At 72.9% G+C, this 19,306-nt stretch carries 19 protein-coding genes and 1 riboswitch; of the genes, 11 read left to right on the plus strand and 8 right to left on the minus strand.

What is annotated here, in order from left to right; genetic code table 11:
* Positions 1–94 precede the first annotated feature (94 nt).
* Entirely contained in the window at positions 95–1,450 is a 1,356-nt protein-coding gene (locus tag HP550_RS13335) for an extracellular catalytic domain type 1 short-chain-length polyhydroxyalkanoate depolymerase (RefSeq protein WP_175348143.1), read from the minus strand.
* A 103-nt stretch (positions 1,451–1,553) separates the two neighbouring features.
* Positions 1,554–2,441, minus strand: a complete 888-nt coding sequence (gene purU / locus HP550_RS13340; protein WP_343048164.1) for a formyltetrahydrofolate deformylase — start codon at positions 2,439–2,441, stop codon at positions 1,554–1,556.
* A 48-nt stretch (positions 2,442–2,489) separates the two neighbouring features.
* Between purU and HP550_RS13345 the strand changes: the two genes are divergently transcribed.
* The 10 genes from HP550_RS13345 (at position 2,490) to HP550_RS13390 (ending at position 11,896) form a co-directional block, all read left to right on the plus strand.
* Positions 2,490–2,984 (plus strand): GNAT family N-acetyltransferase, encoded by a 495-nt coding sequence (locus tag HP550_RS13345; RefSeq protein ID WP_175348144.1) that lies wholly within the window; start codon positions 2,490–2,492, stop codon positions 2,982–2,984.
* 200 nt (positions 2,985–3,184) lie between these two features.
* Positions 3,185–3,273: riboswitch (ZMP/ZTP riboswitch) on the plus strand.
* Between the two features lie 63 nt (positions 3,274–3,336).
* Complete coding sequence (gene glyA / locus HP550_RS13350) at positions 3,337–4,626, plus strand: serine hydroxymethyltransferase (protein ID WP_281362194.1); 1,290 nt, start codon at positions 3,337–3,339, stop codon at positions 4,624–4,626.
* On the plus strand, positions 4,626–5,507 hold the full coding sequence (locus HP550_RS13355) for a bifunctional methylenetetrahydrofolate dehydrogenase/methenyltetrahydrofolate cyclohydrolase (protein WP_175348145.1): 882 nt from the start codon (positions 4,626–4,628) through the stop codon (positions 5,505–5,507). The genes glyA and HP550_RS13355 overlap by 1 nt, the downstream gene beginning before the upstream one ends.
* Positions 5,508–5,578: 71 nt before the next feature.
* Positions 5,579–6,058: a VOC family protein gene (locus HP550_RS13360; RefSeq protein ID WP_175348146.1), complete on the plus strand. Its 480-nt coding sequence runs from the start codon at positions 5,579–5,581 to the stop codon at positions 6,056–6,058.
* A gap of 37 nt (positions 6,059–6,095) precedes the next feature.
* Positions 6,096–6,908, plus strand: coding sequence for an exodeoxyribonuclease III (locus HP550_RS13365; protein WP_175348147.1), 813 nt, complete (start codon positions 6,096–6,098; stop codon positions 6,906–6,908).
* Between the two features lie 63 nt (positions 6,909–6,971).
* On the plus strand, positions 6,972–9,476 hold the full coding sequence (locus tag HP550_RS13370; RefSeq protein WP_175348148.1) for an Ig-like domain-containing protein: 2,505 nt from the start codon (positions 6,972–6,974) through the stop codon (positions 9,474–9,476).
* Positions 9,386–9,646: a hypothetical protein gene (locus tag HP550_RS13375; protein ID WP_425484450.1), complete on the plus strand. Its 261-nt coding sequence runs from the start codon at positions 9,386–9,388 to the stop codon at positions 9,644–9,646. Before HP550_RS13370 ends, HP550_RS13375 begins: the two co-directional genes overlap by 91 nt.
* A 71-nt stretch (positions 9,647–9,717) precedes the next feature.
* Positions 9,718–10,842 (plus strand): histidine kinase, encoded by a 1,125-nt coding sequence (locus tag HP550_RS23080; protein ID WP_175348149.1) that lies wholly within the window; start codon positions 9,718–9,720, stop codon positions 10,840–10,842.
* On the plus strand, positions 10,839–11,504 hold the full coding sequence (locus HP550_RS13385) for a response regulator (protein WP_175348150.1): 666 nt from the start codon (positions 10,839–10,841) through the stop codon (positions 11,502–11,504). The genes HP550_RS23080 and HP550_RS13385 overlap by 4 nt, the downstream gene beginning before the upstream one ends.
* Positions 11,505–11,614: 110 nt before the next feature.
* A complete protein-coding gene (locus tag HP550_RS13390; RefSeq protein WP_175348151.1) occupies positions 11,615–11,896 on the plus strand; it encodes an SHOCT domain-containing protein in 282 nt (93 codons plus the stop codon).
* Here the strand turns inward: HP550_RS13390 and HP550_RS13395 are convergent, their stop codons facing one another.
* Both HP550_RS13395 and HP550_RS13400 read right to left on the minus strand, forming a co-directional pair.
* Complete coding sequence (locus HP550_RS13395; protein ID WP_175348152.1) at positions 11,897–12,796, minus strand: hypothetical protein; 900 nt, start codon at positions 12,794–12,796, stop codon at positions 11,897–11,899.
* Positions 12,797–12,872: 76 nt separating this feature from the next.
* Positions 12,873–14,153 (minus strand): MFS transporter, encoded by a 1,281-nt coding sequence (locus HP550_RS13400; protein ID WP_175348153.1) that lies wholly within the window; start codon positions 14,151–14,153, stop codon positions 12,873–12,875.
* Between the two features lie 57 nt (positions 14,154–14,210).
* Between HP550_RS13400 and HP550_RS13405 the strand changes: the two genes are divergently transcribed.
* A complete protein-coding gene (locus tag HP550_RS13405) occupies positions 14,211–14,783 on the plus strand; it encodes an ArsR/SmtB family transcription factor (protein WP_175348154.1) in 573 nt (190 codons plus the stop codon).
* Here the strand turns inward: HP550_RS13405 and HP550_RS13410 are convergent.
* Genes HP550_RS13410 through HP550_RS13425 form a run of 4 tightly spaced genes read right to left on the minus strand, consistent with a single transcriptional unit; the run spans position 14,723 to position 19,252 of the window.
* On the minus strand, positions 14,723–15,970 hold the full coding sequence (locus tag HP550_RS13410; protein ID WP_175348155.1) for an ABC transporter permease: 1,248 nt from the start codon (positions 15,968–15,970) through the stop codon (positions 14,723–14,725). The two genes, HP550_RS13405 and HP550_RS13410, sit on opposite strands and share 61 nt — an antisense overlap.
* Positions 15,967–16,686: an ATP-binding cassette domain-containing protein gene (locus HP550_RS13415; protein WP_175348156.1), complete on the minus strand. Its 720-nt coding sequence runs from the start codon at positions 16,684–16,686 to the stop codon at positions 15,967–15,969. Before HP550_RS13415 ends, HP550_RS13410 begins: the two co-directional genes overlap by 4 nt.
* The gene (locus HP550_RS13420) at positions 16,683–18,269 is read right to left on the minus strand and encodes a peptidoglycan-binding protein (protein WP_210768029.1); all 1,587 of its coding nucleotides are present in this window, start codon (positions 18,267–18,269) and stop codon (positions 16,683–16,685) included. Before HP550_RS13420 ends, HP550_RS13415 begins: the two co-directional genes overlap by 4 nt.
* Complete coding sequence (locus tag HP550_RS13425) at positions 18,266–19,252, minus strand: hypothetical protein (protein WP_175348157.1); 987 nt, start codon at positions 19,250–19,252, stop codon at positions 18,266–18,268. The genes HP550_RS13420 and HP550_RS13425 overlap by 4 nt, the downstream gene beginning before the upstream one ends.
* Positions 19,253–19,306 lie beyond the last annotated feature (54 nt).

The following is a 19,306-nucleotide window of genomic DNA, read 5'->3' on the forward strand; positions in this document are numbered from 1 at the left end:
CCGTTCTCGCGTGAGGACTTCGTTCCGCCGAGCGCAACGAAGTCTTCACGCGAACGCGAACTCGAACGCCAGCGGCTGCCGCCGGCCGGGGGCGTCAGGCCCGCGTGCAGATGGTGCCGTTGAGCGCGAAGTTCGTCGGGGCCGTGTTGGTGCCCGAGTAGGCGCCGTTGAGGCCGAACTGGGTGGAGCCGCCCGCGGGGATCGCGCCGTTCCAGGCGGCGTTCTTCGCGGTCACCACCGACCCGGACTGCGTCGTGACCGAGCTCCACGCCTGCGTGACGGTCTGACCCGACGGGTAGGTCCAGGTCAGCGTCCACCCGTTGAGCGCCACCGCCGACCTGACCGTGATGTTCGCCGTGAAGCCGGTGTTCCACTGGTTCACGGAGTAGGTGACGGTGCAGGCACCCGAGGACGTCGGCGTCGGTGCGGGTGTGGTGGGTGCGGGGGTGGTGGGAACCGGGGTGGTGGGAGCCGGCGTGGTGGGCGACGGGATGCTCGTCGTGTCCAGGCCGAAGAAGTGGATCGCCCCGGCCGCGTCCACGGGCAGGTTGTGGCCGACGCCCTGGAGGCTGATCGCCTCGAGCGGCGCCCGGTCCCCGGTCGCGCCGTACCGGGTGCGGGTCTGGCCGCTGGCGGGGGAGTCGGTCGACGCCGGCGTCGCGCTCACGCCCAGCACGTTGGTCCACTGCTTGATCGCCTCGCCGAAGTTCACGTAGCTGAGAGTGGTGTCCTCGGACCCGTGCCACAGCTGGACCCGCGGTCGGGCGCCGGTGTAGCCGGGGTAGGCGGCGCGCGCCAGGTCGCCCCACTGCTGGGCGGTCAGCACGCGGCGACCTCCCGAGCAGTCGCTGTTCCAGGGTGCCTGCGAGGCGGTTCCCGGCGGGGGCGAGGTCGTCGAGAAGCAGGTGGCGGGGACGCCCGCGAAGGCCGACCCCGCGGCGAACACGTCCGGGTAGGTGGCCAGCAGCACCTCGGTCATCATCGCGCCCGACGAGACACCGGTGACGAACACCCTGCTGGTGTCGGTCACGTACCGCTGCTGGACGTGCTGGACCATCGACACGATGCTCGCTGGATCGCTGGCGCCGCCGTGCGTGAGGGCCTGCGCCGAGCTGACGTCGAAGCAGCTGCCGCTCCTGTTGGCCTGCGGGTAGATGACGATGTAGCCGTAGCGGGTGGCCAGCTCGTCGAACTGCGCGCCGTCGTACATCGCCTGCGCGGTTCCGGTGCAGTAGTGCACCACCACGAGCACGGCGGGCTTGGCGGGCAGCGAGTCCGGCACGAACAGGCTCATGCCCAGCTGCCCGGGGTTGCTGCCGAAGCTGGCGACGTTCACCAGCGAGGCGGCCTGCGCGGCGGGCGCGGTGGTCAGTGCGGCGACCGCGAGGCCGACGACGCCGAGGGCGAGGGTGGTGGCGGCCGCGACGGCGCGACGCAGGGACGGCTTCATCGGTGTCCTCCGGAAGGTGCGACCGATAGTTGCGAGAGCTCTATCGGAATCGTCCCTCGGAGCATGTCGAACCGTGCCGCCGCAGGTCAGGGCGCGAAGCGTTTCAGCGGAAGACGATCGTGCGGTGCCCGTCGAGGAGCACCCGGTGCTCCGCGTGCCACCGCACTGCCCGCGCCAGTGCACGGCGTTCGACGTCCTGGCCCAGGGCGACCAGGTCCTCGACGTGGCGGGAGTGGTCGACGCGTTCCACGTCCTGCTCGATGATCGGGCCCTCGTCGAGGTCGCCGGTCACGTAGTGCGCGGTGGCGCCGATGAGCTTGACGCCGCGGTCGTGGGCCTGCGCGTAGGGGCGCGCGCCCTTGAACGACGGCAGGAACGAGTGGTGGATGTTGATCACCCGGCCCTGGAGTGCCCGGCACAGGTCGTCGGACAGGATCTGCATGTAGCGCGCCAGCACGACCAGCTCGACGTCCAGCTCCTCGACCAGCTCGAGCAGCCGCGCCTCGGACTGCTGCTTGGTCGCGGCGGTCACGGGCACGTGGTGGAACGGGATGCCGTAGAAGTCGGCCAGCGGCTCGAGGACGGTGTGGTTGGACACCACGGCGACCAGCTCGATCGGCAGGTTCTCGGACCGCTGGCGGAACGCGAGGTCGTTCAGGCAGTGCGCGGCGGTCGAGCCCATGACGAGCGTCCGGACCGGTCGGCCCACCACGTCGAGCGACCAGTCCATGGCGAACTGCCGCGCGACCGGCGCGAACGCGGCCTCCAGCTCCTCGCGCGGGGTGCTCGCGGTGACCTGCACCCGCATGAAGAACAGCCCCGACAGCGGGTCCCCGAACTGCTGCGACTCGGTGATGTTCCCCCCGTGCTCGGCCAGCAGCCCGGCGACCGCGTGCACGATCCCGGGGCGGTCGGGGCAGGAGAGGGTGAGGACCCAATGGGTGCCGCCAGGCAGATCGGGCTGGGTGGAGTCGAGTGAGTCGGAGGACACGAGGTCCGAGAGTAGTGGTCGTGCGGATCGGCTGACACGATGGGCCGCATGACGCAGCCCGACCTCGAGATCCGTTCGGTCACCGTCGACGACGCCGGCGAGCTGCTCACGCTGCGCCGCGCGGCGTTCGTCACGGAGGCTCAGCAGTACGGCGACCCGCACATCCCGCCGCTCACGCAGACGCTCGAGGAGCTCGAGGCGGACCTGCAGCGCGAGGGCGTCATCACGCTCGGCGGCTGGTACGGGCACCGCCTGGTCGGCTCGATCCGGATGCTCATCGAGGGTACGAAGGCCACGCTCGGCCGGTTCGCCGTGGCCCCCGACCTGCAGGGACAGGGCTTCGGCACGCAGATGCTCATGGCGATCCTGCCGCACCTGCCCGAGGGCATCGAGGAGGTCTGGGTGTTCACCGGCCGGGACTCGGTGCAGAACCTCGCGCTCTACGCCAAGCACGGGTACGAGCACCAGCACGACCAGACCGCGGGCGACCTCACGTACGCGTACCTGCGCAAGATCCTGGGCGACGGCGAACCGACCGACTGACGGCGCCGATCTCCGGGTTCACTCGCCGGGGAGCTCCACCGAGTCGTCGGGATCGGTCACGCGTCCTCCTCGGGCAGGCGGGCGACCGGGTGCCGTCGGGGCGGGACGCTGGAGAGATCGGGGTGCCGATCGTCGAGGCTGTGCACAGGCCGGAGCCGCCCACAGCACCTGCCGCACGCCGGTGGTGAGGCTTGCTATGGTGTGCCCGTCGCGACTGGCGAAACGGGTGGGTCACCACCGGGGAGCGACGCAGCAGCAGACCAATGGGTCGGACGCCTGGGCCCCCGGTCACCACACACGAGTGTGCGGGTGCCGGACGCGCGTACACGCTGACTGCCGACAGGAGTGCCACATGAGCGCCGACCAGATCCCTCTGATGGATCAGAACATCTCCCAGCTGGACCCGGAGATCGCTGCCGTCCTCGACGGTGAGCTCGCCCGCCAGCAGGGCACGCTCGAGATGATCGCGAGCGAGAACTTCGTGCCGCGCGCCGTCCTGCAGGCGCAGGGCTCCGTGCTCACCAACAAGTACGCCGAGGGCTACCCCGGCCGCCGCTACTACGGCGGCTGCGAGCAGGTCGACATCGCCGAGAACATCGCGATCGCCCGCGCCAAGTCCCTGTTCGGTGCGGAGCACGCCAACGTCCAGCCGCACTCGGGCGCCACGGCCAACGCCGCCGTGCTGCACGCGCTGATCAACGCGGGCGACAAGATCCTCGGCCTCGAGCTGGCGCACGGTGGCCACCTCACGCACGGCATGAAGATCAACTTCTCCGGCAAGCTGTACGAGGTCGGCGCCTACGGCGTGGACCCGCAGACCTTCCTGGTGGACATGGACGTCGTCCGTGAGAAGGCGCTCGAGCAGCGGCCCGACGTGATCATCGGCGGCTGGTCCGCGTACCCGCGCCAGCTGGACTTCGCGGCGTTCCGGTCCATCGCCGACGAGGTCGGCGCCAAGCTCTGGGTCGACATGGCGCACTTCGCGGGCCTGGTGGCCGCCGGCCTGCACCCGAACCCCGTGCCGCACTCCGACGTGGTGTCCTCGACGGTGCACAAGACGATCGGCGGCCCCCGCTCGGGCTTCATCCTGAGCCGCGAGGAGTACGCCAAGAAGATCGACTCCGCCGTGTTCCCGGGTCAGCAGGGCGGCCCGCTCATGCACGTGATCGCCGCCAAGGCCGTCGCGTTCAAGGTCGCGGCCACCGAGGACTTCAAGGACCGCCAGCAGCGCACGCTCGACGGCGCCCGCCTCATCGCCGAGCGGCTGTCGGCGCCGGACGTCGCGAAGGCCGGCGTCTCGGTGCTCACCGGCGGCACGGACGTGCACCTGGTGCTCGTCGACCTGCGGCACTCCGACCTGGACGGCCAGCAGGCCGAGGACCTCCTGCACTCGGCCGGCATCACCGTGAACCGCAACGCGGTGCCCTTCGACCCGCGCCCCCCGCGCGTGACCTCGGGCCTGCGCATCGGCACGCCGGCGCTGGCCACCCGGGGCTTCGGCGACGCCGAGTTCACGGAGGTCGCCGACATCATCGCGAACGCCCTGATCAACGGCGCGTCGACCGACCTCGAGGCGCTCAAGGCCCGCGTGCTGAAGCTCACCGACGCGTTCCCGCTGTACTCCGACCTGCAGCAGTACTGATGACGGCGCAGCTCCTCGACGGGACCGCCACCGCGGCCCGGATCAAGGCCGAGCTGACCGAACGCGTCGCTGCGCTCGCGGCGCGCTCGGTCCGGCCCGGGCTGGGCACGCTGCTCGTCGGCGACGACCCCGGGTCGCGCTGGTACGTGGCCGGCAAGCACAAGGACTGCGCCGAGGTGGGCATCGCCTCGATCCGGGAGGACCTGCCGGCCACGGCCACGCAGGACGAGATCGAGGCGGCCGTCCGGCGGCTCAACGAGGACCCGGAGTGCACCGGGTTCATCGTCCAGCTGCCGCTGCCCAAGGGCATCGACACCAACCGGGTGCTGGAGCTCGTCGACCCCGAGAAGGACGCCGACGGGCTGCACCCGACCAACCTCGGCCGCCTGGTGCTGCGCGTCAACGAGCCGGTCACGTCCCCGCTGCCGTGCACGCCGCGGGGCATCATCGACCTGCTGCTGCGGCACGACATCGACCTGCGCGGGGCGGACGTCGTCATCGTCGGGCGCGGTGTCACCGTGGGTCGGTCGATCGGGCTGCTGCTCACGCGCCGGGAGATCAACGCGACGGTCACCCTCACGCACACGGGTACTGAGGACCTCGCGGAGCACACCCGGAACGCCGACGTGGTCATCGCGGCCGCCGGGGTGCCGGGGATCATCACGGCGGACATCATCAAGCCGGGCGCGGTCGTCATCGACGTCGGCGTCTCCCGGTCCACCGACCCGGAGACCGGCAAGAGCCGGGTCGTCGGCGACGTCGATCCCGGCGTGCGCGAGGTCGCCTCGTGGGTGTCGCCGAACCCGGGCGGAGTCGGGCCGATGACGCGCGCGATGCTGCTGACCAACGTCGTCGAGACCGCCGAGCGGCTCCTGGGCTGACACCGCCACCCGGTCGGGGCCAGGCTGTCCGTGAGGACGGTCGGCCCCGACCGTCGGAGGGGAGCTCAGTCATGGGTGTCGTCCGTCCGCACCTCTGGTTCGACGACCAGGCCGTCCAGGCCGCCCGGTTCTACGCCGACGTCATCCCGCGCACGACGATCCACTCGGTCGTCACGGCCCCGCCGGGCACGCCGGACGTCGCCGAAGGGGCGGAGTTCATCGTCGAGCTGACCCTCGACGGCCTGCGCGCCACGTTCCTCAACGGGGGCCCGCACTTCGCGCTCGACGAGGCCTTCTCGTTCGTCCTGGACTGCCAGGACCAGGCCGAGGTCGACCACTTCTGGGAGGTCCTGACCGCCGACGGCGGCCGACCGAGCCAGTGCGGCTGGTTGGTCGACAAGTTCGGCGTCTCGTGGCAGGTCACACCCGTCCAGCTGGAGGACATCATGTCCCGCCCCGACGCCGAGGGGGTCGCCCGGGCCATGGCCGCGATGCTGACGATGGGCAAGCTCGACGTCGACCTGCTCGAGCGCGCGTACCGCGGGGAGTAGGTCCGGACCTGTCGGTGACGTGCTGTTGGATGGTCCGGTGCTGACCATCGCGAGCGTGAACGTCAACGGCATCCGGGCCGCCTACAAGCGGGGCATGGGTGCCTGGCTGGAGGCCCGCACGCCGGACGTCGTGCTCCTGCAGGAGGTGCGGGCGTCGGACGAGATCCTTGCCGACCACCTGCCGGCGGGGGAGTGGCACCTGGCGCACGAGGCGAGCGAGACCAAGGGTCGCGCCGGCGTCGCCATCGCGAGCCGGCTGCCGATGACTGCCGTCCGGATCGGCCTGAAGACCGGTGTCACCGGCGACTCCGGCCGCTGGGTCGAGGCCGACCTGGAGCTCCCGGCGCACGAGGGCGCACCCGCCAGGAGCATCACTGTGGTGTCCACCTACCTGCACTCCGCCACGGTGGGCACCCCGTCGATGGAGGACAAGTACGCGTTCCTCGACCACGTCACCGGGCGCCTGGCGGACATCGCCGAGCAGGGTGGCTACGCGGTCGTCGCGGGCGACGTGAACATCGCGCACCGCGAGGCCGACCTCAGGAACTGGAAGGGCAACCTCAAGTCCGCGGGCTTCCTCCCGCGCGAACGTGCGTACCTGGACCGCTGGTTCGACGACCTCGGCTGGCACGACCTCGGCCGCGAGCTCGGCGGCGAGGGACCCGGTCCGTTCACGTGGTGGTCCTGGCGGGGGAAGGCGTTCGACAACGACGCCGGCTGGCGCATCGACTACCAGCTGGCCACGCCGGACCTGGCCGACGCCGCGGTGCGGGCGACCGTGGACCGCGCGGCCACCTACGCCGAGCGGTTCTCCGACCACGCGCCCGTGGTGGTCGAGTACGACCTCTGACCTCGGGCGGCGCATCCACGGTCCCCTCGGTAGCGTGTGGGAATCCGTGGGACGGGGGTCGGCATGGGGCGCGGGGCGGTGGCGTGGCGGGTACCCCGTCGCGCGTCTGCGCTGCTCGTGCTCCTGCTCGCCGTGGTCGTCCTGGGCCCCACGACCGCCGTGCGGGCCGACTTCGCAACGCAGTGTGCGACCCCTGACCGGACGGTCGCCGCGGGCGACACCTCGATCGCCGTGGCGCCGGGAGAGACGGTTCTCGTCGCGACCGGGTTCACCGGCGGGATCGACGCCCTGCCGGCGGGCGGCACCCTCTGCGTGGCACCGGGCGCCACCCTGACGGGCCTGTACCTGAACAACGCTGCGGGCGCTGTCGTCGTGGCCGCAGGCGGCGCGCTCGAGCTGCCGTCCGTCGCGGTCTCAGCCGGCTTCTCGCTCGAGCTCGAGGGCACCGCGTCGTTCGCGGGCCTGAACGTGAACGGGGCGGCCTTCGTCCATGTGGCCGCCGGTGCGGAACTGACGGTCCTCGGCTCGTTCAGCCCGGCAGCAGGGACCTTCCTGAACGAGGGGACGTTCCAGGTCGAGGGGGCGATCATCCTCAACGGCCCTGTCGCGTTCGAGAACACGGGGACGCTGTCCGTGCTCGGCTCGGCCACGGTGAACGGGCCGCTGGTGAACGCCGGCCTGGCCACGTTCGCGGGTGGACTGACGGTCAACGGCAGCGGCGCCCTGCACAACACGTGCACGGTCGAGGTCACCGGCGACCTGGCGCACAACGGCACCGGTTCCACGAACGGCGGGCTGGTCGAGGTGAGCGGGAATCTCGCCAACAACGGCACCTGGTCCCAGACGCACGACGGGCTGGTCGGTGCGGTGGGGCTCACCGACGACGGAGCCGTCACCGGGTACGGCGGGTTCCGGTTCTCGGGCTCCACCAGCGTGCAGGGGAGCTTCGTCGGTGACTCGCCCGACGACCCCGTGCGGGTGCAGTCCGTCGCGCCGCCGGGTCAGGTCTTCGACGTGCAGACCGGCACGGTCGCGAACGCCTCCCGGTCCACGGTCGACCTGCCCTCCTCGCTGCCGGCGTGCGCGGCGCTCCCAGGACCGGGGGAGTCCGCGGACGTCGAGGTGAGCAAGAGCGGACCGGCGACCGTGCTCGAGGGTGGTGTGGTGACGTACGCCGTGACCGTGCGCAACGGCGGCCGGGCGGCGGCGGCCGACGTCGTCGTGACCGATCCTCTGCCGGCGGGCTTCGCGCTGGACCCGGCATCGACCACCGGCTCCTTGGTCGGCGGGTCGCTCGTGTGGCAGCTGGGCACGCTCGCGGCGGACCAGGTGGTCACGCTGACGTTCTCGGGCGCGGCCACGGCGGCGGCCGGCTCGACCCTGCTGAACGTCGTGAGCTCGACGTCGACCACTGTCGACCCCACGCCCGCCAACAACGACGGGTCGTCCGGGTCGAGCCGGGTGAGCACCGAGGTCGTCGCCGCGCCACCCCCGCCCAACCAGCCGCCGGTGGCGGACGACCTCACGCGTGACACGACGACGGGCGTGCTCGTCGTCGGCGCGGTGACCGCGTCCGACCCGGACCCGGGTCAGACCCTCCGGTTCACACTGGCCACCGCACCGGCGAACGGCACTGTCTACCTGAGCCCGAGCGGCGGGCTCGTCTACGTCTCGGACCGCGACTTCGCCGGCATCGAGACGTTCATGTTCGAGGCGTGCGACAACGCGTCGCCGACGCCGGCGTGCGACACCGCCACGGTGACGGTCAACGTCCGACCGCGTGCCACCGACGACGTCGCCGTGACATCCGCGGACACCCCGGTCGTCGTGCCCGTCGTCTCCAACGACACGGCCGGCGCACCGCTCGACCCCGTCGTCGTCACCTCGCCGGCCAACGGGTCCGTCACGCTCGACCCCGCCAGCGGCGCGGCCGTCTACACCCCGACCGCGGGCTTCACCGGCACGGACACCTTCGTCTACCGGATCTGCTCGCCGACCGAGCCCACGTTCTGCGACACCGCCACCGTGGTCGTCGACGTGCTCCCGCCGAACCTCCCGCCGACCGTGGCCCCGCTGACTCTGACCACGACCGTGGGGGCGCCGGTCGCGGGGACGCTCGACGTCGCGGACTCGAACGCCGGCGACGTCGTCACCACGTTCGTCGGGGTCCCGCCCCGCACCGGGACGGCCAGCGTGGGTCCGGACGGGTCGACCGTCTACCGGCCGCGCGCGGGCTTCGCCGGCCGGGACTTCTACGGCGACGTCGTGTGCGACGACGGGATCCCGCAGCTCTGCACGACGGGCAGGGTGACTGTCGAGGTGCTGCCGGTGGCCGTGGCGGACGCGGCGACCACCCCCGAGGGGACCCCCGTGGACGTCGAGATCGGTGCCAACGACCAGGGCGCGGTCGTCCGGCCGACCTGGCCGCGAGCCCGGCCCACGGGACGGTCACCTTCTCCGGGAGCACGGCGCGGTACGTGCCCGCCGCGGGGTTCTCCGGCACGGACACGTTCGAGTACGCGATCTGCGCGGCGACCGCACCGGACCTCTGCGCGACCACGAGCGTGACGATCACCGTGTCAGCCGCGCCGCCGCCGCCCGACCCCGTCCCGGCACCGGACACCGACGACGTCCTCGCGGTCACGGGCGCCGACCCCGCGCCCGTGCTGGTGCTCGGGCTCGCTCTCGTCCTGGGCGGCGTCGTGGTGGTTCTCACGGCCCGGCGACGACGGCGGTAGTCCCCCGGGAGCGGGCGCGGCGCTCCGTACGGACCACGCGGCGGGCGTTGCCCGCTGGCTACGGTGGGCGGGTGACGAGCGCGCCGTGGACCGGGCCACCCTGGGGGCGCGGTCGACCGGGCTGGATCGTCGTCCCGGCGACGTTCCTGGCGATGGTCACGGTCCTCGGCTGCGCGGCAGCCAGCCGGTGGCATCCGCAGGTCAGGGAGTTCGACCTGCTCGCCGTGGTGCTCCTCCTGCTCGCTCCCGCCGGGCTCGTCGCCGTGGTGCAACGTGGACCGGTCGCGGCGTTCGGCGCGGCGCTCGCGGTCGCCGGTCCGCTGACCTACCTGGCGCTCGGCTACGAGCCGGGACCGGTGCTCGTGCCCCTGGCCGTGGTCGTGGTGGCTCTCGGTGCGACGCGGCAGCGGTGGCTCTCCTGGGGCGCAGGCACGGCCGGGTCGCTCGGTGTCGCGTTGCTCGCGGCGGCGACCGAGTCGCCGCGGCCGGTCTACGCCACGCTCGCGGTCACCGGGCTCGTCGTCGCGATGCTGGTGGGGGAGGGCGCGCGTGGCCGTGGGGAGCGGATGCAGGCGCTGCGGGCTGCGCGGCTGTCCCGGGAGGAGTCGGCGGTCGCCGCCGAGCGGCTGCGGATCGCCCGGGAGCTGCACGACGTGCTGGCGCACTCGCTGTCCGGGATCACCGTGCAGGCGGGGGTCGGGCTGCACCTGATGGACCGCGAGCCGGACGCAGCCCGCCGCGCGCTCGTGGAGATCCGCGAGGCCAGCCGGGACGCGCTCGACGAGGTCCGGGACGTGCTGGGCATCCTGCGTGCGGACGGTGAGGCGCCGCGCGAGCCCGCGCGCACCAGGAGCCTGCAGGGTCTGGTGGAGCGGGCGCGCGACGACGGTCTGCGCATCGAGGCGCACGGGCTCGACGCGCAGGTCGGCGACCAGGTCGGCACCGTGGTGCTCCGCACCCTCCAGGAGGCGCTCACCAACGTCCGGCGGCACGCTCCGGGCGCATCCGTGCAGGTCAGCCTGGCTGTCGGTGAGACGGTGGTGCTCGACGTCCGGGACGACGGACCCCCGGTCGGCACGCTCGTGGAGGGACACGGCCTGCGCGGCATGCGCGAGCGGGCGGAGGCCCTCGGCGGCACGGTGACCGTCGCGTCCGGGCCGACCGGCTTCCACGTCCGGCTGGAGGTCCCGCGGTGATCCGGGTGCTGCTGGCCGACGACCAAGGTCTGGTCCGGGGCGGTTTCCGTGCCCTCATCGATGCCGAGCCGGACCTGACGGTGGTCGGTGAGGCGTCGACCGGGGACGACGCCGTCCGGCTTGCGCTCGAGCTCCTGCCCGACGTCGTGCTCATGGACATCGGGATGCCGGGCACGGACGGCCTGACGGCGACGCGCCGCATCGTCGACGACCCGCGCGCAGCCGCGGTGCGGGTGGTGGTGGTGACCACCTTCGAGCTCGACGAGTACGTCGCGGAGGCGATCCGCGGGGGAGCATCGGGCTTCCTGGTCAAGGACACCGAGCCGGCCGACCTGCTGCGCGCCGTCCGGGTGGTGGCGGCCGGCGACGCTCTCCTGTCGCCGACGGTCACCCGACGGCTGCTGGCCACTGTCGCGCGCGCGACGCGGGAGGTCGCGGAGCCGGCCGCGCTCTCCGACCTCACGCCGCGCGAGCGCGAGGTGCTGGTGCTGGTGGCCGAGGGGCTGTCCAACGACGAGATCGGCGCGCGGCTGTTCCTCAGCCCGCTCACCGTCAAGACGCACGTGCTCCGGGCGGGCACGAAGCTCGGCGCCCGCGACCGGGCCCAGCTGGTCGTCGTGGCCTACGAGTCCGGGCTGGTGCGTCCCGGCTGGTCCGGCTGACTCCGGCCGGAGCGACCGGGACGCTCCGGGTGGACGACGACGGGCGGCAGGCCGTCGGGAGACGGTGGCGTGGCGGTCGACGGTCGGCCGCCACGTCCTCGGAGGTCGTCATGCTCGCCACGCTCGTGTCCCACCCGGTCGGCTACGGCTGGGGTTGGGGACCTGGACCCTGGTTCCTGCTCGTCCCGTTGTTCTGGTTCGGGTTGATCGCCCTGCTCTTCGCCCTGGGTGGCCGCCGACGCCGGCGCTACTGGGCGGCCTGGGACGGACAGCGCGACGGGGGAGGCGCCCGGACCGTGCTCGCCGAGCGCTACGCCCGCGGGGAGATCGACGAGACCGAGTACCGGGCGCGCCTCGAGGTGCTGCTGCGGCCGGACGATCGGGAGGGCTGATCAGCCGGCGTCGAGGGCGTATGCCTCCACGAGCGCCTCGAGCTCCTCGCGGTGGGCGTCGACGAACTCCTGCTCCATGACGTGCTGCGCCGCGAGCATCGAGGTCTGGTAGTCGGTCTCGATCTGACACGTGAGGTCGGCGACCGCGGTGTCGATCTCCCTCTTCTGGACCTCCGGGGTGATGATCACGCCCGAGCTGCCCCCCGACAGGCTCTCCTGGGCGTCGCTCGGCGTGGCCACGTCGTACCCGGCGTCCGCCATGCACGCGGACCACTCGGTGGCTGCCTCGGTCATCCGGGGGTCCTCGAGCATCGCGAACAGCCAGGTCTCGTACTGCGCGTGCAGCTCGGCGAACGCCGGGTCCTCCTCCCATCGCCCGTCCTGGTACACGGTGGTCTGCGCGTCGCCTGCACACCCGCCGGGGTTCTCCGGGTCGCTGAAGTCCCACATCGCCTGGTCGTACGCGGTCCTGGCGCTCGACGAGAGCGACTCCAGGTACTCCTCGTTGGGGTCGGCGGGCTCCGTCGTGTCCGGGGGTGGGACGGTGGTGGTCGAGCCGTACCCGTACTGCTGGGCGTACTCGAGGGTGAACTGCTCCCACTCGTCCCACTCGGGGGCAGGCCCGCGCGGCCAGTACTCGAAGCCCTCGTCGGCCATGCAGGCGGCGACGAGCTCCTCGACGCGCTTCTCCCGCTCGACGCGGTCGGCCTCCCCGTCGGCGCCGACCTGCTGGAGGTAGCTGAACAGCGGTCCGGGGGGACGGGGGCCCTGGGCGGCGGTCCTGGTGGTGGGGGACACGGACGGCCCAGCGGTCTCGGCGGTGTCGGGCTGGGGAGAGCAGGCGCCGACGAGCACCGCGAGCATCGCCGCGAGGACTCCGGCTCGTGCGCGGTGCGGCATGTGGCGTCCTCGGTGGATCGTCGGCGAGCGGGTGCCGTCCGAAACTAGCGGGAGTCGGCCTGGCCCGTCCGGCGCTTCACGCGTCGAGCACAGGGGAGCCCGGCAGGTCGCGCATCCCCAGCAGCGGCGAGACGACCACGGGCACCGCGGCGAGCGCCATGATCCCGACCGACACCCAGAGCGTCGGCAGGACGCCGAGGTGCGTGCCGAGCCCGCCGCCGAGCAGCCCGCCGATCGGCACCGTGCCCCACACGATGAATCGCACCGACGCGTTCATCCGTCCGAGCAGCGGTGGCGGGCACACGCGCTGCCGGAAGCTCACCTGACCGACGTTGTAGACGATCACGGCGAAGCCGAACGCGGCGCCGCCGGCGATGAGCAGCACCGGGGCGGGGACCACGCCGGTGGACGCGAGGGGCATCAGGGCGGAGGCCGGCGCCATGACGAGCGCGGACAGCGGGATGATCCGGCCCTCGCCGATCCACTGCGCGAGCCTTCCCGCGGCGACGGCGCCGAGCAGCCCACCGATCGCTCCGGCCGACACGATCGCGCCCCACGTGGCGGTGCCCAGGTTGAGCGTGCGCAGCACGTAGATGACGGTCACGGCGCCGGCCATCGCGCCCGCGAAGTTGCCGAGCGCCGTGCACGCGACGATCCGGCGCAGGTACGGCTCGTGCACGACGAACCGCAGCCCCTCGGCGATCTCGACCCGCAGCGGCCGGCGGGTGTCGGGGTGCGGCGGGGTCTCGACGTGCCGGATGCGGCCCACGGCGAAGGCGGAGACGAGGTAGGTGACCACCGTGACGGCGATGAGGGCGGGGGCCGCGATCACCCGCAGGAGCAGGCCACCGATCGCCGGGGCCGCGACCTGCGCCACCGACGCGGTCGCCTGGAGCTTCGAGTTCCCCTCGACCAGGTGCTCGAGCCCGACGAGGCCGGGGATGTAGCTCTGGTGCGAGACGTCGAAGAACACGGTGGCGGCGCTGACCACCAGGGCGGCGACGACGAGCAGCGGGATCGACGCGTGCCCGGTGGCGGCGGTCACGACGACCGCGGCGAGCACGGCGGAGCGCACCAGGTCCGCGACGATGAGTACGCGGCGCTTGCGCATCCGGTCCACCCAGGCGCCCGCGGGGAGGCCGATCACCAGGAACGCGGCGAACTCCGCGGCGGTGAGCACCCCCATCTCCCACTCGGTCGCGGCCAGCTGCTGCACCGCGAAGATCGGCAGCGCCAGTGCGGTCAGCTGCGCTCCGAGCTGGCCGAGAGCGTCGCCGGTCCAGAGCCGACGGAAGTCAGGGTGGTGCACCAGGGAGCGGGGTCGCCCGGGTGCCAGAGTGGGAGGGTCGGTGCTCACGGGCCCAGGATGGATCGACTGATTGGGAAATGTCAATCACTATGGGAGGATGAGCGCATGCCCGACCACGCAGCCGACGACGCAGCGACCGCGGACGTCGACGCCGATGCCAGGGCCCTCGCGAGCACGTTGCGCATGCGGATCCTTCGCCTGTGCCTCGACGAGGCGCTCACCAACCGGGAGATCGCCCAGAGGCTCGACCGCAACCCGGCGACCGTCCTGCACCACGTGCGTACGCTGGTCGACCGGGGGTTCCTCGTCGCCGGACCGACGCGCAGGGGCGCCCGCGGGTCACGCGAGGTGCCGTACCGGGCCACCGGGAAGTCGTGGCGGACGCGGCGCGTCCCGGGCATGAGCCGGATCCTCATCGACACGTTCCTCGAGGAGGTGGCCCTCGTCGACCCGCAAGAGGTGCTGACCACCCGCCTCGGCCTGCGGCTCGACCCAGCGGGCCTCGAGGAGCTGGTGTCGCGCGTGCAGGCTGTCTTCGAGGACTTCGCCGCACGCGCGGCCACTCCGGACGGGACGCCGTACTCGGTCTTCTGGGCGCTGCACGAGGACGTGACGCGTCAGACGCCCCCGCGCAGCGCGGCGATGGGCTCGATCGACGCAGCCTTGAGTGACGGGTAGAGCCCCGCGAGCAGTCCGATGACACCGCCCGCCAGCGCCGCGACGCCGACCATCCGCAGGTCGAGGATCGGGGTCCACTCCTGCGCGGCGCTGACACCGACGACGACGGCCACCCCCAGGGCGGCGCCCAGCATGCCGCCGAGCAGCCCGACCACCACCGACTCGACCATGAACTGCGCGCCGATGTCCCGCCGGGTTGCCCCGAGCGCCCGCCGCAGACCGATCTCCCCGACGCGTTCCAGCACGGACAGCAGGGTCACGTTCGCGATGCCGACGCCACCGATGAGCAGCGCCACGCCGCCGAGCGCCAGGAAGATCGTGTTCACGTCCGCCTGCACGCTCTGCCGCACCTTCGAGGTGGCCGGCGGGGTCTGGACGTCGATCGTCTCGGGCGCGTTCGGGTCCAGCGCGGTCGCCAGCTGGCTGCCCACCACCGGTCCGGCGCCGACGGCGAGGTGCAGGTGGAGCTCGCCGGGAGCCGCCAGCGCGAAGTCCGCGCGCGCCGTCCCCTCGGGCATCAGCACGCCACCCAGGACGTCGGAGCGCCGCACCACGTCGTCGACGATGCCGATGACCTGGTAGGCGCGGTCGCCGATGAAGATCGACGGCTGGCGGTCCACCCGGACCACGCCCAGCCGCCGCGCGGCGTCCACGCCGAGCACCACCACGCGGTCCGCGCGAGCGTCGTGACCGGCGTCGAAGTAGCGGCCCTGCACGACCCGGCCGCCGACGGCGTCGAGTGCCCCCGGCGAGGTCGCGATCACGTCGGGAGCGGCCGTACGGGCGGCGGACGGGTCGTGCACCGGCACCGCGGTGATCTCCGCGTCACCGACGTCCACGGTGGAGAAGGTCCCCGCAGCCTCGACACCCGCGAGGCGCTCGGCGCGGGCGGGTGCGTCCCAGGGGAGCGTGCCGATCGCGCGCTCGGAGCCGTCCCAGCCGCTGCTGGTCTCCGGCTCGGCCACCGCCTGCGTCGCGGCGACCGCGTCGAACTGCTTGTTGATCTGGCCGGACGCGGTCTGCGCCAGGCCCACGGTGACCACCACGGACGCGATGCCCAGCACGGTGCCGAGGATGGTCAGCAGCAGCCGGCCCGGGCGGGCGCCGATGCCCGCGGCGGCCTCCGCGAGCAGGTCTCGCAGCCCGAACCGGTCGGTGCGCGCCACCCGCTCCGTCACGGCGGTCACGGGATCTCCCGCAGGTAGCCGTCGGCGATCCGCACCCGGCGCTGCGCACGCGCCGAGACCTCGTCGTCGTGCGTGATGACCAGCAGCGTCAGCCCGCCCGCGTGCAGCTCGTCGAACAGGTCGAGCACGCTGGCCGAGCTCTCGGAGTCGAGGTTCCCCGTCGGCTCGTCGGCCAGGAGCACCCGCGGCTGCGCGACGACCGCCCGCGCGACGGCTGCCCGCTGCCGTTCGCCACCGGACAGGACGGTGGGGAGGAAGTCGACGCGGTGGCTCAGCCCGACCCGGTCGAGTGCGGCCAGCGCCCGGTCGCGGCGCTCGGACCGCGGCACCCCGCTGTACAGGGTGGCGAGCAGGACGTTCTCGAGCACGGTCCGGTGCGGCATGAGGTGGAACGCCTGGAACACGAAACCGATGTGACCCGCCCGCAGCGCCGCCCGGTCGCGCTCCCCGGCGCCGGCGGTCGGGATCCCGTCCAGCAGGTACTCGCCCTCGGTCGGCTTGTCGAGCAGGCCGAGGAGGTTGAGCAGCGTGGACTTGCCCGAGCCCGAGGGGCCGACCACCGACAGGTACTCGCCCGACGCCACCGCGAGATCCGCCGGGTGCAGGGCGTGCACCGGCGGGTCGCCGGGGAACTGGCGCGCGGCTCCCCGCAGCTCGAGCACCGGGGCGGGAGGCTCGAGGCGCTCGGGGGCGTCGAGCAGGTCGAGGACGGTCACCCGTCGCCCTCCGCGTCGGCCGTCTCCTTCTCCTCGGTGTCGGCGACGCCCACGACGACCAGATCACCCGCCACGAGGGGGCGCTCGGCCTTCGAGATCTCCACGTAGCCGTCGGCCGCCAGCCCGGTGGTGACCGTCACCAGCGAGCTGGCCTTCCCGTCGGCACCGGCGAGCTCGACCCGCGACTCCCCGCCCGGACCGGCGGTCAGCGCGGCGAGCGGCACGGCCAGCACCTCGCCCTGCGTGGAGCTCACGGGCACCCGCACGCGCACGTTGGTGTTCTGGAGCGCGAGCACCTGCTCCTGCGTGAGGCTCCCCAGCGTGAACACGACCGCCCGGCGGTCACCCTTCGGTGCCGAGGGCTCCTCGGGCTCCTCGCCCCCCGGCGTCCCCGGGTCCGCGGGCGTCTCGACGGAGTCCTTGACGGCCGCGACGGTGACCGGGAGCTCCTGGTCGTCGAGAGTGATCGTCCCGGCGGTGCCGACCGCCAGCAGCTCCGCGTCCGCGCGCGTCGCGCTCCCCGTGATCTGGATGGTGGCGCCGGACACGCTCATGAACTCGCCGGTCACGGTGCCGCCGCGGGTGGCGCTGACGACGTCCACCCGGCGGGGGAGCGTCGGCACGAACACGACCTCGCTGGCGGGCAGGGGGGTGAGGGTGGCCGCCTGCGCCTGCGCCTGGGACTCGCGCGCCGACGTCAGCTGGGTCTGCGCCGACGTCACCGCGGCGCGCTCCGACGCGACGTCCTTCGCCGCGCCGGCCTCCGCGCGCTCCGCCTCGGCCTGGGCGAGCGTGCCCTGGGCCTGGACCACCGCGGCCTGGCTGCACGGTGCCTCCTCGGTCGGGGCCGCGCACCGCGCCTGCTCGTCGGCGAGCGTCTGCCGGGCGACCGCCACGGCGGTGTCCAGCCCGATGATCACCGACCGCGCCGGGCCGGTCGCTGCGCCGGCCAGCTCGCGCTGCGCGGCTGCGAGGGAGTCCTGGGCCGACCGGACACCCTCGCGTGCCGCGGCCGCCGCGTCCTGGAGGTCCTTGCCGGCGGCGGGCGGCTCGTAGCCGACCCTCTGGTACAGGGCGCGGACGCCGGCCGCGGTGGCCGAGTCGTACGTGTCGGTGGCCGGGTCGCCGCCGTCGATGCCCAGCGAGGCCAGCGCGGCCTTGAGCTGGCGGACGTCCGGGCCGGAGACCCCGGCCCGCAGGGACCGGTAGGTGGGCAGGTCGCCCGGCAGCACGATGAGGGGCCGACCGACGATCTCGAGGACGACGGACGCCGCACCGATCTCGGCGCCCACCTGGGGCACCTGGCCCGTGACGACCGCGGGACCGCCGAGGTCGCCCGTCTCGACCCGCAGGGCCACCGGGTCGTCGTACCCGACGTCGCCGCGGATGACCAGCTCGTTGGCGATGACCCGGCTCTCGACGGGCACCGTGATGGGCCCTGCCGTCGGGGGCGCGGCGTCGGCGGCGGCCTTGCCCGGCGACACGATGAACTGGCTCAGCAGCAGCCCGGCTGCGAGGCAGACGACGGCGACGACGGCCATCACGACGATCGTGCGTCGCCCGCCGGTGACCTGGGTGCTCACGACTTGTCCGCCTGCGCCGCCTTCTCGACCATCGCGTCGAGCTCGTCCTTGTGGGCGTCGATGAAGTCCTGCTCGACGGCGAACTGCGCCTCGAGGACCTTGCGCGCCGCCCCGGTGCTGTCCTGGCACGTGCGGTCCGCCGTGGCGGTGGCGATCTCGTCGTCGCGGAGCTCGGCCAGCGCGGCCGGGTCCTGCGAGCCGTCCTCCTCGTTGTACGGGATCTCGTTGACCGCCTCGTAGATGCTGTTCTGCGCCTCCTGCGGGTTGGCGAAGTCGTAGCCGGCCTCCGCCATGCACTCCGCCCAGTCGCGGTACGCGGCGATGGTCCGCTCGTCCTTCTCCATGTCCGTGTAGAGCTCGGACATGCCCTCCATCAGGTCCTTGAACTCCGGGTCGTCGTAGACCTGACCGTCCTCGTAGACCTCGTGCTGGGCCTTGCCCTGGCAGCCGGCGGTCGTCCAGTCGTACTCCTGCTCGACAGGCGTCTCCTCGTCGGTGGGCTCCTCGGACATCGTCTGCTTGCCGTACAGCGCCTCGTAGAACGCCGTCTGCTCGCTCTCGCTCATGGTCGCCAGGTAGTCGGCGTTCGGGTCGACGAACTCCTCGCCGGCCTTGTTCATCGGCATCTCGGACGACGTGGTGGCGCCGTACCCGTACTGCTCGGCGAACTCCAGGGAGTCCCAGGCGGGCATGTCCTCGTCCTCGAAGCTCTGTGTCATGGTCGAGGTGTCCTGCGGGGTGTACTCGAAGCCCTCGTCCTGCATGCAGGCAGCGACGATCTCCTCCGACCTGACCATCTGCGCGTCGGCGTCCTCGGGATCCTGGGACCCGCCCAGCTGCTCCCAGTACGCGGCGAGGGGGCTGTCCTCGTACGTCAGGGTGCCGTCGTCCGTGGGACCGCTCCCGCCACCGGAACACCCGGCCAGCAGCGTCAACGCGACCACTGCGGAGGCGATCGCGGTGGTGGTGCGTGTGGTTCTCATCGTGTCGGCCCCTTCGGCGGGTGGAGTCACAGTCGGTCTCACCGGTGTGTGCGC

The organism is Cellulomonas humilata (assembly GCF_013359775.1).
GTDB lineage: Bacteria > Actinomycetota > Actinomycetes > Actinomycetales > Cellulomonadaceae > Cellulomonas > Cellulomonas humilata.